This window comes from Armatimonas sp. (assembly GCF_031410135.1).
Lineage (GTDB): Bacteria > Armatimonadota > Armatimonadia > Armatimonadales > Armatimonadaceae > Armatimonas.
Window position 1 is genome coordinate 1 of record NZ_JANNYP010000683.1, and the last position, 14,492, is coordinate 14,492.

General features: G+C 59.7%; 12 protein-coding genes and 1 pseudogene. 2 read left to right on the forward strand and 11 right to left on the reverse strand.

Annotated features, from left to right (window positions below; all coding sequences use genetic code 11):
* On the reverse strand, nt 1-2,005 hold a 2,005-nt coding region (locus RMO15_RS24915), incomplete at its 3' end, for a tubulin-like doman-containing protein (RefSeq protein WP_309719010.1).
* A gap of 244 nt (nt 2,006-2,249) precedes the next feature.
* Between RMO15_RS24915 and iscX the strand changes: the two genes are divergently transcribed.
* Nucleotides 2,250-2,459 carry a Fe-S cluster assembly protein IscX gene (gene iscX / locus RMO15_RS24920; protein WP_309719013.1) on the forward strand — a complete coding sequence of 70 codons (210 nt, stop codon included), beginning with the start codon at nt 2,250-2,252 and terminating at the stop codon, nt 2,457-2,459.
* Between the two features lie 3 nt (nt 2,460-2,462).
* Here the strand turns inward: iscX and RMO15_RS24925 are convergent, their stop codons facing one another.
* The 10 genes and pseudogenes from RMO15_RS24925 to RMO15_RS24970 form a co-directional block, all read right to left on the reverse strand.
* Nucleotides 2,463-5,081, reverse strand: a complete 2,619-nt coding sequence (locus tag RMO15_RS24925; RefSeq protein ID WP_309719016.1) for a hypothetical protein — start codon at nt 5,079-5,081, stop codon at nt 2,463-2,465.
* 6 nt (nt 5,082-5,087) lie between these two features.
* Nucleotides 5,088-6,095, reverse strand: coding sequence for a Clp1/GlmU family protein (locus RMO15_RS24930; RefSeq protein ID WP_309719019.1), 1,008 nt, complete (start codon nt 6,093-6,095; stop codon nt 5,088-5,090).
* Nucleotides 6,096-6,097: 2 nt separating this feature from the next.
* A pseudogene (gene msrA / locus RMO15_RS24935) lies at nt 6,098-6,699 on the reverse strand (peptide-methionine (S)-S-oxide reductase MsrA).
* Between the two features lie 176 nt (nt 6,700-6,875).
* Complete coding sequence (locus RMO15_RS24940) at nt 6,876-8,069, reverse strand: ABC transporter permease (RefSeq protein ID WP_309719026.1); 1,194 nt, start codon at nt 8,067-8,069, stop codon at nt 6,876-6,878.
* A gap of 3 nt (nt 8,070-8,072) precedes the next feature.
* Complete coding sequence (locus RMO15_RS24945) at nt 8,073-8,813, reverse strand: ATP-binding cassette domain-containing protein (protein ID WP_309719029.1); 741 nt, start codon at nt 8,811-8,813, stop codon at nt 8,073-8,075.
* 148 nt (nt 8,814-8,961) lie between these two features.
* On the reverse strand, nt 8,962-9,684 hold the full coding sequence (locus RMO15_RS24950; RefSeq protein ID WP_309719032.1) for a hypothetical protein: 723 nt from the start codon (nt 9,682-9,684) through the stop codon (nt 8,962-8,964).
* Between the two features lie 21 nt (nt 9,685-9,705).
* Nucleotides 9,706-10,923, reverse strand: a complete 1,218-nt coding sequence (locus RMO15_RS24955) for a S41 family peptidase (protein ID WP_309719035.1) — start codon at nt 10,921-10,923, stop codon at nt 9,706-9,708.
* An 89-nt stretch (nt 10,924-11,012) separates the two neighbouring features.
* Nucleotides 11,013-11,831 carry a sugar phosphate isomerase/epimerase family protein gene (locus tag RMO15_RS24960; RefSeq protein ID WP_309719038.1) on the reverse strand — a complete coding sequence of 273 codons (819 nt, stop codon included), beginning with the start codon at nt 11,829-11,831 and terminating at the stop codon, nt 11,013-11,015.
* On the reverse strand, nt 11,812-12,933 hold the full coding sequence (locus RMO15_RS24965; protein WP_309719041.1) for a PQQ-binding-like beta-propeller repeat protein: 1,122 nt from the start codon (nt 12,931-12,933) through the stop codon (nt 11,812-11,814). Before RMO15_RS24965 ends, RMO15_RS24960 begins: the two co-directional genes overlap by 20 nt.
* Complete coding sequence (locus RMO15_RS24970) at nt 12,930-13,988, reverse strand: Gfo/Idh/MocA family oxidoreductase (protein WP_309719044.1); 1,059 nt, start codon at nt 13,986-13,988, stop codon at nt 12,930-12,932. Before RMO15_RS24970 ends, RMO15_RS24965 begins: the two co-directional genes overlap by 4 nt.
* Nucleotides 13,989-14,035: 47 nt before the next feature.
* On the opposite strand from RMO15_RS24970, the gene RMO15_RS24975 reads away from it, so the two are divergent.
* On the forward strand, nt 14,036-14,492 hold a 457-nt coding region (locus RMO15_RS24975; protein WP_309719047.1), incomplete at its 3' end, for a phytanoyl-CoA dioxygenase family protein.

Sequence of the window (14,492 nt, forward strand, 5' to 3'; positions counted from 1 at the left end):
CTTTCTCCTGGCGCTGCCCTCGGTCAAAGATCACCAGGCCATTGACATCCACCGGGTTCTCCACCGAGGTCTGCTCCTCTTTATGAAAGAACGCCTCCAAGCCCTTCATCCGCTCGATATAGGCGTCCATCTCGGTCTTGAGGTTTTCCAGTACCCCCAGCATTCCGGTGTAGAAGTAGATCGCGTGCTCCGCCGTCCGGATGTCAAGAAGTGTCGTCTCCCACTGTCGAGCGCGGGTGAGATACTCTTCTTTTTTCTCGTCAATCTCTTTGCGCTTGGCTCCCATAATCAGCGAGAGCATCGCATCTTTGGCCAGCCGGTTCATCTCGGAGATCTGCGTGTCCCGGCTCTCGGCAATCGGAGCCAGAGTGGGCTGGGCTTCATCACGCATTCGCCCCAGCTCCGTGGCGTAAGCCCGGAAGCGCTCGACCGCATGGTCTAGAAAGGCCCGCGCGACCCCGTGCCGCCGGTTGGGATCGTTAACGCACTCGCTGATAAAGTTGCGGAGCGCGTTCTCCTTGGCCGGGATCGTCCCACGCAGGTTCTGCTGCATCTGGAAGAGATACTCCCCGAGGTTGGCACGCTGCTTGGAGAGAATATCCGGGTTCGGGTCGGTGTCGGTGAAGCGGCTCTGGTGCTCCTCTTGCCGCGCCATTAAGAAAGCCCCGACATTTTCGTGTCCTGGATAGGCCGCGCCATAGCTGCGGTTCACCCCGTTCCAGTAGGCCAAGGCTAAATCGCGCAGCAGCTCCCCCGACTCGATATTGGCGACCTGAATACCGCGCTGGATATTCTCGGGATCGAGGCCAAGGCGCCCCAGCTCCTGCTCGGCAAATGCGCCCACATTGCTGACACGCGCCAGGGGCTCGGTCCAGCGGGTGAGAATCTGCCGCGCCAAGCGGCTCGCGCAGGCGTGGAGTACCTTATCTTTGGGGAAGTGGATCGCGGCCAAACCCATAGCGAGGTAGTTCTGGGCACACCCGAGGTCATCGGGGCTGGTCAGGAACTGATCGAAGTTGTCGCGGTTGGACTTTTTCTGGCGCTGGAACTCGCTGGTCAGGTCCAAGAACACCGAGTGCCCGACCATCTCGACCATCTTGTCCACGCTCCCGAGATTGGCGGCGGGACTTGACGTATCCACGAGATAGGTGTAGCGAAACGGTGGGTCGGCGTTCTCGATCCCCGGCTGATCCGGCTTGTACTGCGCGGTGAACGTCGTAGAGATATCGGTGTAGTGATTGAGCTCTAGCAGGCTGGCGTAGGCGTTGGGCCGGTTGTCCACCGCGACCGCTGCGGTGTTGGGTGGGATTCCAAAGATACCGATAATCTCCAGCATGCGCTGGTCTTTGAAAAGCTCTTTGACCGTGTACGCAAGGTCCAAAAACATCCCCGAGCCTGTGCCCCCGAGCAGTGAGCCGACAATGTAGACCGTCACGCCCTCGGAGACCTGCATCCCGTTCTTGATCGCGATTGCCTTACTGGCATCTTTGGTGATCTCGGTGTACTCCTCCTCGATACGCCGGGCAACCGTGTCGTAGTTCCAGTAGAGCGCCAGGCGGCCACGCGCCCGCACCGCACCTGCTCCCTGATGGATGTCTCCGGAGAGAGTCCGAGGGTCGAGCCAGTCCCGGAGATGCGGGTACTCACGCAGATTTCTGCGTAGCTGCTCGACGCCGTGCACGGAGCAGTGGATCTTATCGGCGTTGTCTAGGTTAGCCGCATCCGAGTAGTTCGGGTTCTTGCCAAAGATGGCCTGGTCGGTATCGAGAAGCAAAAACGAGACAATGGGCAGCTTGTCGAGCGAGCCGTACTTCTGGATCATGCGCTGGCGCACGTCGAGCAGGATCTTATGGCCCGTCCCACCGACAGCGATCATCAGCGAGCGGGAGATTCCCCGAAGCTTCTGGTCTTCGTTCTGAGGAAGCGCGGGAGCATTACTTAAGGATGAGGAAGAAGAGGTAGGCAGCGGCGGCGGCGCGGAAGGCGTGGTGGTCTCGTCAGGCATGGTCATATTATACTCCGAACCACTAGACGTGCGATATGCCCCAGCGGTTGCGGCCTGGTGTCATTTCGTCTTGGGCGGCTAAAGCGGCCCGCTGATGCGACAAGCAGGCTAAAGCCCGCTCTTGGCCTCTACCCATGTGCGAAAATTCACGTTGTCTTTTGCCCCAATCTACCCCACACTTTTTTGGGGACAGTCCAGTGGATTCTATCGCCTAAAAGTTGCGGCGGCGGGTACACTTTAAGCTATGAAAATGACCTGGACCGATGCAGAAGATATTGGAATTGAGCTCTACGATGCGAACCCGGACACCGACCCGCTGACCGTGCGCTTTACGGACTTGCACAAGATGGTAGTGGCACTCCCGGACTTTGCCGACGACCCCCTTGCGTCGAACGAAGCTAAGCTGGAAGCGATCCAGATGGCGTGGTACGAGGAGTTTAAAGACAACCAGTAGGCGCTACTTGAGGAGCGGGGATTTTCCAAAGGCACTCGTCAGAGTCGCGAGTGCTTCAGGAAGTGGTTGATCGGACAGATCGAGAATCGCTCCGGCGAGCTTCTTCTCTTTCTCCTCCTTCAGAAGGTCACGTAGCGATTGGTTCAGGAAGAAGCGCAGGCGTCCGACCTCATCCAGCAGCTCCGTGCCGCTGGGAGCGTATTGCCAAAAGAATGGCCAGAGTGTTTTTTGCACCACTCCCAGTGCGGGACGCCCGGCTGCGACGAGGGGGGCGATGCCCAGCAGGTTATCGTCTCCCGGCAAAAAGAAACCAGGCCGAAGCTGCTCCCAGCGTCGGGTTACCTGAAAATGGCCTTTTTCGGCATCCACGGCCTCTAAACCCGCTTCTTTCAGCGCCTTGTGCAAGCGTGTCAGAAACAGAGTGCGTCGCTCAAACTGGAGAGCTTCCCAGCGCGTACGAAGCATCGCCTGGACGGGAGTAGACGGCTGGTTTGAGAGTGTCCAAGCCCCCCGGACATCGTCAAGATCAGCCAGATCGAGCTGCTCGCGCTTTAAAAAGGCGAGACGGCGCTCCAGGCCACCCGAGGCTTCCCAGCCGTACGTCGCCCCTCCCAGTGCGAAGGCGATGTCGCGCAGGCTGATTCCCGTGATTCCAGGAAGTGCACGCAAGCGGCGGGCACGCTCGGCAAAGGCGCGAAGATCAAGAAGCTCAGGAATTGCCATATCCAGTGGGAGTAGGAGTTCCGTCAGCGAGGGATCGTTCATGTAGCCTCCCCAAGCCTTTGACGCTTTCAAGTGCTGCAACAGAGTCCGTCCCAGCAGGCTTGTCTCGCGCGGTGTCGTAGACTGGAGCGGAGTCAGTGGCGAGAGGACGGGGCGCACGCCAAACCCGGCAGTTTTTGCTTTCTTGCCCAGCTCCATCAGTATCCGAACTTCCTCCTCGCTCGCCCCTACGGGCACCCGTAGCTCCGTCACTTGTGCTTGTTTTGCAAGCCCGACAAGCGATTCGATCTCGATTAGGCTCTTAGGCAACTGCACCAGTAGTGCCCGCGTTTTCAGATCCTCGGGCCATACTACCGGCTCCCCAGAGGCAAATTTCTTGTCGGGGTGAATCTCCGAAGCCGAGAGATATCTCAGGGTGAAGTGCGCCCCCAGCGTGGGCAGGTTCACCCTCAGCTCCAGCTCCAGATCTGCACTCACACGATCCGGCATGGCTATCGGTTCAAGCGCAGGCGGCGTTCGCTGACGTGCGGCGGCTTCCTCCCGCTGAACGCGCTGCACCAGTGTTTTTTGAAGCGACTCAGGCAAAAGCCCTATCGCAAGCGAGGGAGGATCTTTGTCCTCGTCCTCCTCAGAATCAGCCGGAGCTGCCCCCCGCTCCCAGGCGAGCTTCCAGAGCGACTCCGGGGCCAGCGAGCCACTCTTGCGAGGCACCGTGCTGAGAAACTTATTCTGGATCAGCTTACGACGAGCGTCTATTTTGTCGAGCGCCGTCTGCAGAAACTTCGCCGAAGCGTTTTTCTCGCGGTTTAGCACACGAACTTGCTGTTGTTTTTCTTCCAGCTCCCGCGTGGTCTCTTGATCCTCCGTAAATAAAAACACAGACCCGACCCGGCGCACACTCGCGTTCAGCCCCCGACAGAGTGCCTTGAGCAGCTCGCCTGCCCGTACGCTCCCGCCACCACGCATCACGACCGAGTGCGCACCCAAACGGCGATCACAAAGCAGAGGAAGCTGTGTTGCCGTGGCCAGGCGCTGCACCAGAGTCTGCACATCAGAGGCCCCCTCCAGCGAGACCCGCGCACTTGTGTCCAGATTCAGAGCGCGGGGCTTTGTGCGTGCGGGAGCGATGTCAAAAGGATTAATTACTTCCTGCCAGCTACGAAGATCCGGGCCAGGCCGCAGGGTCACCACCTGTTGTTGCCTGGCTTGCGTTGTCACTTCTGTCGGTGTTGCGTCTTGGAAGTTGATCTCGCTGTCTTTTTTTCCACTTGCAAAGCCCGTGAGGCTCAGGGTCTGACGGAGCTGTAGCTGGCCACTCTCCAGAACGCCAGGCGGCAAGACGGGAGTCTCTTTCGCATCCGACGGAAAAGGCGACACTCCGGTGAACTGAAGCCGACCCTGCGTTGGGACCAGCTTGATCAAGAGTGCTTTCTGATCCTCTTTTAGCCGCGAGATAGCCAGCCCCGAGCCAAGGAGCGCCTGGCACTGCTCCGCACTCAGCGAGGCAAGAAAAGGCCACCCAAGATCGGATAAGCCTAAGAAATCAACCCTACTCCCATCGTTCAGTGGCAAAGGTCGCGGATGGAAAACAAACATCCGCTCAGGAGCGACCACGCTGATTCCCTCAAAGCGCAGCACCTGCGCCCCAAACTCTGGGAGTATCTGCGCGGGGTTGAGCGGCCCGCCTTCCGCAAAAGTAGCCTTATTGGATGCAAACTTGCTGGTCGTGGGCACTCCACGACTAAAGCTCGGTGGCGGCGCATTGGGCTGCGTTTGTCGGCGGTAGTACTCGGGGGCGATGATCAGCAACAGCCCTCGCTCCGCCGGGTTCCAGTAGAGCCGCTCAAGAAACGTAGCAAGGGTATCTGTGGGAGGTAAACCGGCTTGTCTGGGGCGCATTGCCCATTATAGCTCGCCAGGCTTGAGTTCCCCGAGCATCTGGCCATCGGTGGTGATGCGAAAGCGGCCAAAAGTGAGGAGGGCAAGATACTCAAGAGGAACCGTGGTGGCGAGTTTGAGGCGCTGGGTCTCGGGGTCGAGGCCCAGAAAGCGACCGATTCCTAGATAGCGACCTTTTTCATCGTGGAGGCCCAGGCACACGCCTTCGAGTGATGTGAGGGAGATCGCACGAACACGGGTGACGCGGAAGTGATCCAGAGTGAGCCCGACCAGCGACTCCCAGCCGGGGCGGAGTGGGCCATTGACAAAGAGTGCCAGGGTTCCCTCGGCGATCTCGCCATAGACGCAGTTGAGCCGAAGCGCGGTGCCTGCCCAGCGTGCAAGGTGCGGCGCGATGGGCGCTCCCGTTCCCAGAGTCGCGCCCAGCGTGGTGAGTCCCTCCAGGGCAAGCTGGTGCTCGGTTGCCCCTTCCAGCGCTCGTGCAAGACGCGTGAGGCGGCGGGTGGCACGAACACTGGGAGACTTGCGCACGACAGCATCGGCGACCGGCAGCGGGCTTAGCTCGGCTCCACTCAAGGTTGCCAAAAGACTCGGCAGGCTCCCGAGCTCACCGTCTTTTTCGAGAACCAGGATTCGATTGGGGGTGAGTGCCTGCACGAGTGACGCGAGAAACCGACGTGCTCCGGGGCCACTGACATAGCCCGGTGTGTCCAAAAAGAGTAAGTTCGCCCCCGCTGTCTCTGCTTGACGCACGACTTCCGTGAGCGCGATAATCTGCTCCAGGGCAGCGCTCGCCGGGCTCAGTGCCCCCACAAAGCGTGTCCCGCCCCGCTGTGGCCCCTCGGGTTGCATCCAAGCCCAGCTCACCGTCCCTGGCGGCCCTAGCTCGGACTGGCCCGTGTCGCCGTCAATCAGCGCGACTTTATGCGTCCGGGCGGCCTCGCGGGCGAGCTGATGAACCGTGTAGGTCTTGCCCCGGTCGCTCGCCCCGAGGACTAAAATACGCTCCGCCAAGGCTATTTTTTCAGCCGGTCGGCAAACTTCTTACGAAACTCAATAACATGCGGGGCGACAATATACTGACAGTAGCCCGCGTTCATCTTCATTTTCGTGGCATAGTCCGCTCTGGTGAACTTGGTAAAGTAGTTCTGGTGGTACTCATCCGCCACATACCAGACCGTCAGGGGCTCTAATTTAGTCACGATACGCTTCCGTCCCCAGACTTTTTCAGCAACCACCTCCGCGATCACTTTCTCGGCCAGTGCCTTCTCTGCAGGATTCTTAAAGAAGATCGCCGAGCGGTACTGCGTGCCCTTGTCTGGGCCTTGCTGATTGAGCGTCGTGGGATCGTGAACCGTCATGAAGATGGACAAAATATCACGAGCCGTGATGATTTTAGGGTCGTAGGTAAGCTTCACCGCCTCCGCATGGCCCGTCGTCCCCGAGCAGACTTGCTCGTAAGTGGGGTTGACCACTCTGCCTCACAGTAGCCTGACTCCGCCTTCAGGACGCCTTTAAGCTGCGTGAACATGCCCTCAATACACCAAAAACAGCCTCCCGCGATTACGATTGTCTCTTCTGCCATTGCTTCATCCTCTTTGTCTAGTTGCTCGTCCATAGTGCCTCTTTATACACTCAACAGAGCTAAAAGGTTCCCCCGCCGGTTAGAGCGGCGGGGCTGGAGAGCTAAAGCTACGAAGGGCGTGCCGCCCATAAATCCCGATCCTACTCGGTATGGCCGGAACGGCCTTTGTAGCCAAAGGCTCTCCAGTCCCCTCGTTCTGATCGAGAGGACTAAAACCGGGCGAGGACGTTTTCGCGCTTGAAGAGACTCGCGGCGAAGGCGACGGCAATACCGGCGTAGACCACGGAGGTTCCACAGGCGAGGGCCACAAAGGTGGGGTTGAGCATCCCCTGAAGCGCCTGCTTGAGCACGAGGCCAGAGTTGGTGATGGGGACCAGCGACCAGTAGAGCGCGGCATCGGCGCGCACCAGCATGGAGAGCATCGCCCCCACGCTTCCCACTAGAATAATCGGCCCCACCATGGTCTGCATCTCTTTTTGGTTGCGTGCCATCGTGGAGATCGCTAAAAGCACACCGGAGCCCAGTACGGCCAGAGGTAGCTGTACCAGTAAGATCGCCGCGAAGGCAGCGGGCCCTAGGCTGAGGCCGTCCTGGGTCATCCAGTTAAAAAACGGCAGCTTGATGTAAAACGGCCAGAACAGCCCCACTACTGAGAGCAAGCTGCTCACGAGTGCGGTGGCCGTGACAGTGCAGAACTTGCCCAGCGCAATGTCTCTTCGCGAGAGCGGAGCCACCAGGAGCGTTTCGAGTGTCCCGCGCTCTTTCTCCCCCGCCACCGAGTCGGTCGCGGCCATGAGGCCTCCCATGATCGCGGAGAGTGCCAGAATATAGGGCAAGAAAGTGGCTAAGAGCTGCATCCCACTGCCGCCAGAGCCTTTCAGATTTTTATCGCCTACCAGAAACGGCTTGATGAGCTGCTTGGAGAGGCCCGCATCTTGCAGACGCTTTGCCGCCAGCAGATCACCGCGCTCGGTGAGAAGATTCTTGACCCGCTTTGCCGCCTGCTCCGACGCTTCGTTGCCCGCGTCCTGTACCACAGGAATCGAGATCGAGTCGCCGTTTCCGAGTCGCTCATCGGCGTCCTCGGGCAGGAGAATCGCCGCTTTATGGCTTCGGTCGCGCACTTTCGCCTCAGCGGCTTCCACACTGGCCACCGGCTCCAGCTCGATCTTATTTGCGCCCTTGAGCTCCTCCATGAGCTGCGGGGCTCGCTGCATCCCCACCACGCCCACTTTGATCGTCTCCGCACCGCTCTCTTTGGCCTGGCGCTGCGCCATGCTCCCCACGAGGGCGAGAATTAGTGGGGTGATGAGCAATGGGCTCACAATCACATTGAAGCGCGTTCGTGAGTCGGAGAAGATCTCCTTGAACTCTTTCTTAAAAACAACCTGCCACATCGCCATCGCCTAGTTCTCCTCCACACCGATAAGGCGTAGAAACACGGTCTCGAAAAACTCCGCACCCGCTCGCTCACGCAGCTCCGCAAGCGTGCCGATAGCCGCCACTTTGCCGTCATAGATAATCGCGATCCGATCACAAAGCGCCTCGACCTCGCTCATGATGTGCGTGGAGAAGACCACGCACTTGCCCTGCTCTTTGCAGCGCCGGATATAGCGCACCACAGTTCGGGCCGCCATCAGGTCCAGCCCACTGGTCGGCTCATCGAAGAAGACCACGGGCGGATCGTGGAGCACCGAGCGGGCAATCGAGACACGCTGCTTCTGGCCCGTGGAGAGCTTGTCGCAGCGGCCATCGAGAAACTCGGACATGTCCAGCTCACGGGTCAGCTCACGGATCCGCGCCTCGACTTTCTCAGGAGCCATGCCGTAGAGCGCCCCGAAGTAGCGCAGAACCTCACGGCCCGTCAGGCGCTCATAGAGCCCCGCTGAGCCCGTGAGATAGCCCAGCTGAGCGCGCACTTTCTCGGGATCGCGGACGATATCGTAGCCCCCGATGCTTGCCGTGCCCGATGTCGGCGTGAGGATCGTGGCAAGCATGCGAAGGAGCGTTGTCTTGCCTGCGCCGTTGGGACCAAGCACCCCAAAGATCTCCCCCGGCTTGGCCTCCAGAGAGACCCCCTTCACGGCAAATACCTCACCACGCTTCTTATCCGTGAAGGTCTTACTCAGATTTTCAATATGAATCATTTACTTATCTCGCCGCCCCGTGAACGGGGCGGCTGGTAGCGCTTCGCGCTGGAAAGCCCGTACCGGGCTGGGGAATAGGCTCGGTAGCCCGGCACGGGCTTTCTAGCCGAGCTTGCGAGGCTAACCGACGCCCCGTTTCACGGGGCGGCTACTCTTTAGGCTTCTCAAAGGCACTGGCCTCAACGGGGGCGTTGATCTTGACATCGGAGAGCAGAATCACGATCTCGGTCGGCCCCGCCAGCTGGCGTATCTTATGGGCCATCTTGATGCCACTCACGCTGCGGTAGTCGGAGAAGTAGCTCTCGACGGCGATCTTGCCGTTGGGCGTCTCCAGTGTCTGGTCACTGCGCACTTGCAGCCCCGTCTTCACATCAAAGTACTGCGTCTCCGGGTTGCCCACTTTGGGGGTGAGGCGCACCCGGTAGGCGGGAGCACCCGCGACTTTGACTGTTCCCAGAACCTCAGCTTTGCTATAGACGCTCTTCCAACCCGCAGGACGGAGCGAGAGCGCCGACTGGGCTTTCAGAGAGGCAAGCTCCGCCCCGGCGAGGGTTCGCAGACCGGTGAAGGGATCTTTTGACCAGCCGACCGTGCCATCAAACGCACTCGACGAGTCCCCGATGCCCTTGAGGCTCTGCTTCATGGCGAACTTATTAGGCGCTTGTGCCTGAATCTCCATCGTCCCCGAGATGCCCTGCGCAGGCACCGAGACCGTTCCCTTACTGGAAAAACTCTGCACTTTGAGCCAGGCCGCCCCGCCAATCACCGTGGCAGCCTTGTCCATCAGGGATGCCCCTGTGGGCTTAGGAGCCTGCGCAACTACCGGCGCGGCCACAAAAGCTGCCAGTGTCAGTAAACCGTAGCGATTCATCTATTTTTTCTCCGTTTTGTGTTATTTTTTTTGAAAGTAGGCCAGCGCGGCGGCGATATCCGGATCACCGAGCTGGCGAAGAGATGCTTGTGTGAGCGTCACGGCAATATCGGGTGTGACTCCCTTGCCCTCTAGTAAGACGCCTTTGGGGGTCTTAAAATCCGCGAAGGCATACTGGAGCCGCACGCCCCCGGGCAGCTTCTCGATCGCTGAAGGCAGCACCATTCCTGCCGTCTTCCGCCCAATAACCACCGCCCGCTTCAGCTCTTGCAGCCCTCCCGCCAGGATCTCCGAGCACGAGGCAGAGAGCTCGTCGGTAAGTACAACAACCGGCCCTGCGTAGCGAGGCGCTTGCGGCACGACCGGGAACTGGAGTGCGGAGCTACGCGTCTTCATCATCCCTAGACTCGCAGGTTTCTGGCTGATCAGCCCAGCAATAGCATAGGTCACGGGACCTAGGCCGCCGGGGTTGCCACGCAGATCAATCACAATCCCAGGCGCATCCGCCGCTTCTTTGAACGCCTTGCGCAGCTCGTCCATGAGTAGCGCGGTAAAGAGCGAGAAGCGGATGTAGGCAATATTGCCCTCCAGGCGCTTGCTCTCCAGCTCGGCGGGAAACGGGGGAAAGCCGGGAAGGACATTGTCGCGTTTCTGCGGCCCTGCGGTAAGCGTGAGATCCACCTCGCGCACGCTGCCCTCGGGCTCACGCAGGCGAAGTGTCCGCCGCTGGCCTTCATCGCCCCCCAGAGCGCGTGTCAGAACCATCCGTGAGAGGTAGCCGCCTTTCTTCTGCTCTGGCGTGAGCCTTGCCAGCACCTCCAGAAGTGGCTTGCCATCCACCGCCTCGATGCAGGCCCCCGGCAACACGCCCGCTTTCTGGCCCGCCGAGGACTCTGTTACGGCAAAGACAATCGGGTTGCCCCCAATGATCCCCAGGGTTAGCCCACTCACGCCCTCGCCTTTTGCGGCAGCCCCCACCGCCTCGCTCACGCTGTAGGCTTCGGCAGGAAGAATGGCGAAGTGGCTCTGCTTCAGCTCCCCAATCAGCCGACTCAGCAGCCCGTAGAGTTCCGCATTGTTTCGCGCTTTCGCTACCAAGGGTGCGTACTTCTTCTTCATCGCCGCCCAGTTGACGCCGCCAAACGTCGGGTCAAAGTGCGTGGCATTAATTCGGTTCCAGACCGCCTCAAAGACTTGCTGGCGGGTCTTGGGATCCAGTTCTTTTTGTGCTATTTTCATTTTCGTACACTAGGACTCCTTAGCGCTGAAAAAGTTACTTCTCACAAAAAAAAGCCCCCGGCCTGGGGGCTTTTTGAGAGATTGTCCTGCTACTTCTTGCCGTAGCCGAGGCCACGGACAAAGCCAATGCAGGCGGCCACGTCTTCGAGAGGGCCATCGCCGTTGATCTCGTACTCGATCGAGAGGTGTCCTTGGTAGTTCTGCTTGCGGAACTCCTCCAGAATCGCGGGGACATCGCTGACGCCAGTGCCGTAGGGAACATCGTGGCCGTGGGGCTCGCCGAACTGGTTGAGGTCTTTGAGGTGCGAGGCGTGGATGCGGCCCTTGAGGATCTTCATCGCGTCCACGGGCTTGATGCCGCTACGCACCCAGTGGCCCGTGTCGGCGCAGGCTCCGATACGCTTGTCAAAGGGAGTAACCAGCTCTAGGACATACTTGGGATCCCAGACTTTATAGTTCGGGTTCTTCGGCTGGCGTGGGTGGTTGTGAATGGCAACATAGAGATCCAGCTCTTTGACGAACTTCTCCATGACTTTGAGCTCCGTGGGGCCAGACTCCGTCACAATCGTGCGGATGCCTAGTTTCTTGGCGAACTCCGCGAGCTTGCGGCACTCGTCCTCTTTGGCACCAAAGCCCGTGACTCCAAACGCTACGGGCGTGATGCCTGCCTGCTCGCACATCCCCTTGACTTTGGCAATTGTGGCGTCGGAGTTGCCGGGGCCAAGCCCCTCCCCGCCCGCTTCGAGCTTTTGCCCAGGGAAGAACTCAATGGTCTTGCCCCCCGCTTTCGCCGTGAGGGCAATCGCCTCAGGAACCGTGCGCTTGTTAAAAGTCCAGGCCTGGCAACCAAGCCAGAAGCCACCGATCTTAGGGGCGCTAATCACAGCGCTATTGGATTGAAAATGCATAGAAGTACCCATTCGTTGATGCGAGATAGAGCCGTCCGCCCGAGAGAGCCGGTGCGGCGGCGGTGTAGCCGAGCTTGTAGTCCCAGACCTGTGCGCCAGTCTTGGCATTGAGGGCGGTCAGGGTGGGATTGTCGCGGTAGGTGCCACTGCTCAGATAGAGCACCTCCCGTTTTTCGTCCAGCGCGGGGCGACTCAGGGCCGGGCCAAGAATCTTGGTGGACCACCGAACTTTTCCGGTGGCTGTCTCCAGCGCATAGACATTGCGGCGGTAGGTCGAGACATAGAGCGTGCTTCCCACGACCAACGGGGAGCCGAACCAGTCTGGCCCCGTCTTGTCGTTCTCGACTTTAAAGCGCCAGCGTCGCTCGCCCGTCTCGGCGTCCAGCGCGATCACGCCCGCTCCATCGCCCGCAACATAGACACGTCCGTTGGCGTAGGAAACCGTCCCCAGTGACTTCCCACCGACCGAGGAGCGCCAGAGCTCCTGGCCTGTCTCCGCACTGAGGCGATAGACCACGCTCTCTCCACAAACAAAGACGCTGCCTTCGGGGCCAGCAACGGGGGCGGAGTAGCCAAGCGCACCATCAGGGCGGATGAACTTCCACTTCTGTGATCCCGTGGCCAGATCAACGCCATAGACGCCATTATCCGACGACTCGAAGATCACCTGCTGGCCAATCACAGCAGGTGACATTCGCACGGAGCCCCCCAGAGTCGTTTTCCAGGCCACTGCCCCACTCTGGCGATCCAGCGCGTAGACCGTCCCCCGCTCCGAACCCACATAGACCCGCTTCGCGTCGAGTGTTAGCTCACTCTGTGTCGCCCCAATCTCTGTAGACCAGTCGGTACGGCCCTCTTTATTGAAGCGGTGCACCATGGTCGCCCCGGTCACATAAGCACCGTCTTTACCGATCGTTGCCGTTCCCTCACCCCGCTTAATCGAGGTTCGCCACAGGAGCGAAGGCTCCCAAGGCGCAGGTTCCTGCGTGATGACCGTGGGCGCAGGCTTGGGTACCACTACCGTGGGCTTAGGTGTTGGCGGCGCTTTGGGTGTTGCCTTCGGGGGAACCTGCCCCAGCGCCAGTAGAGCAATGAGTATCATAAAGCTTCCTCTAAAATCTCCGAAATAGTCACACGACGTCCCGTCTCTGCCGAACGAATTACGGCATTGCAGACTGCCACATCGGCGCGACCAGTCTCGACGGGAACAACAGGCGGTCGTCCTTGGCAGACCGCATCGAGAAACGCAAGATGCTGATCAAACCCACCCCCAGAGCCGCGTACGGTCTTGACAGCCTCGCGACAAAATCGCCCCGCGCTATCGGTTTGTAGAGTGTGCCCAACAAAGGGCTTCCCTACTTTCCCTTCGATTCGTCCGCCCTCGGTGCCGTGGATCGTAGCGCTGCCCTCGGAGCCGTAGAGCTGGAAGCACGTGCCTTCTGCGTTCCACGCGGACTCAAAAACGCCTATGGCGCCGCCCGAAAACTCCGCCACACAGGCTGCTGTGTCGTCACCGCCGATATTTGTGCACATCAAGTTCTTGGCGTAACCCATCACGGAGAGAATCTCTTCCCCAAGCAACCATGAGGCGAGATTGATGTGATGGATCGCCAGTTGGATAAACGAGCCGCCTCCGGTCTTCTCCGCCGAACCGCGCCACGCACTTGGGCTTGCCATGAGGCCGCCTCTATGGGCATAGCGTGCCCGAATCCCGGTGATGCGGCCAAAGCGTCCCTGACGCACCATCGCCTGTAAGTCCCAGACGGCAGGGTCTTCCAAATCGGACAGATAGACACCCGCACTCTTCCCACTCATCTGCGACGCTTTGACAATATTATGACAGGCCGCGACACTCGGGGCGAGAGGTTTCTGGATAATGACGTGCTTGCCCGCGTTCAGCAGTGCTACCGCTTGTTCTTCATGCAAGTGGTTGGGTGTGGAGATATCAGCAACATCAATGTCGTCTGCCAGTGCCTCGCGCCAGTCCGTAGACCAGCGGGTGACCCCCAGCTCGCTCGCCACGCTCTGCGCAATCTCAGCGTTGACATCCACAACCAGCCGAAAAGTCCCCTGTGGGCAGTGGGCATAGACCGCGCGGTAGTGGCTCGCCATTCCTCCGCAACCAATCAGTGCAATTCCCAGCAATTTTTCGGGCACGGCGGCATTATACCGCGCCGCGCAAGGCATCGGGTATACTCACACGGATGTTTGACCAAGTAGGCTATCAGCGAGTACACGAAGTGTTGGATGTGCTCACCATTGAGCAGCTAAAACAAGCACTCGAAAGCGCGGGGGATGCCTCACAGCGCGGCGAGAGTGTCTACGCCCGGCGCAATATCCTAGCCCTGAGTGACGTGCAGGCTATTGCCGCCGATCCGCGTGTGCTCGCTCTCACGGGCGCGGCAACCATACCGACCCGTGCGATCTTCTTTGATAAAGTTCCCGGAGCCAACTGGCACGTGGGCTGGCACCAGGATCGTGCCATCGCCATTGCCGAGCGCATTGAGCTTTCGGGCTGGGGGCCGTGGACTATTAAAGCAGGCGTGCTCCATGTGCTTCCTCCCGCCAAGATTTTAGAGAAAATGGTCACGGTTCGCCTCCATTTGGACGACTGCGACGCAACCAATGGCCCACTTCGGGTTCTCCCTGGCTCGCTCCACC

Excerpts from the sequence above, each read along its gene's own strand:
- iscX (WP_309719013.1), top strand. The coding sequence starts at position 2,250 with ATGAAAATGACCTGGACCGATGCAGAAGATATTGGAATTGAGCTCTAC.
- RMO15_RS24925 (WP_309719016.1), bottom strand. The coding sequence starts at position 5,081 with ATGCGCCCCAGACAAGCCGGTTTACCTCCCACAGATACCCTTGCTACG.
- RMO15_RS24940 (WP_309719026.1), bottom strand. The coding sequence starts at position 8,069 with ATGGCGATGTGGCAGGTTGTTTTTAAGAAAGAGTTCAAGGAGATCTTC.
- RMO15_RS24945 (WP_309719029.1), bottom strand. The coding sequence starts at position 8,813 with ATGATTCATATTGAAAATCTGAGTAAGACCTTCACGGATAAGAAGCGT.
- RMO15_RS24950 (WP_309719032.1), bottom strand. The coding sequence starts at position 9,684 with ATGAATCGCTACGGTTTACTGACACTGGCAGCTTTTGTGGCCGCGCCG.
- RMO15_RS24955 (WP_309719035.1), bottom strand. The coding sequence starts at position 10,923 with ATGAAAATAGCACAAAAAGAACTGGATCCCAAGACCCGCCAGCAAGTC.
- RMO15_RS24960 (WP_309719038.1), bottom strand. The coding sequence starts at position 11,831 with ATGCATTTTCAATCCAATAGCGCTGTGATTAGCGCCCCTAAGATCGGT.
- RMO15_RS24965 (WP_309719041.1), bottom strand. The coding sequence starts at position 12,933 with ATGATACTCATTGCTCTACTGGCGCTGGGGCAGGTTCCCCCGAAGGCA.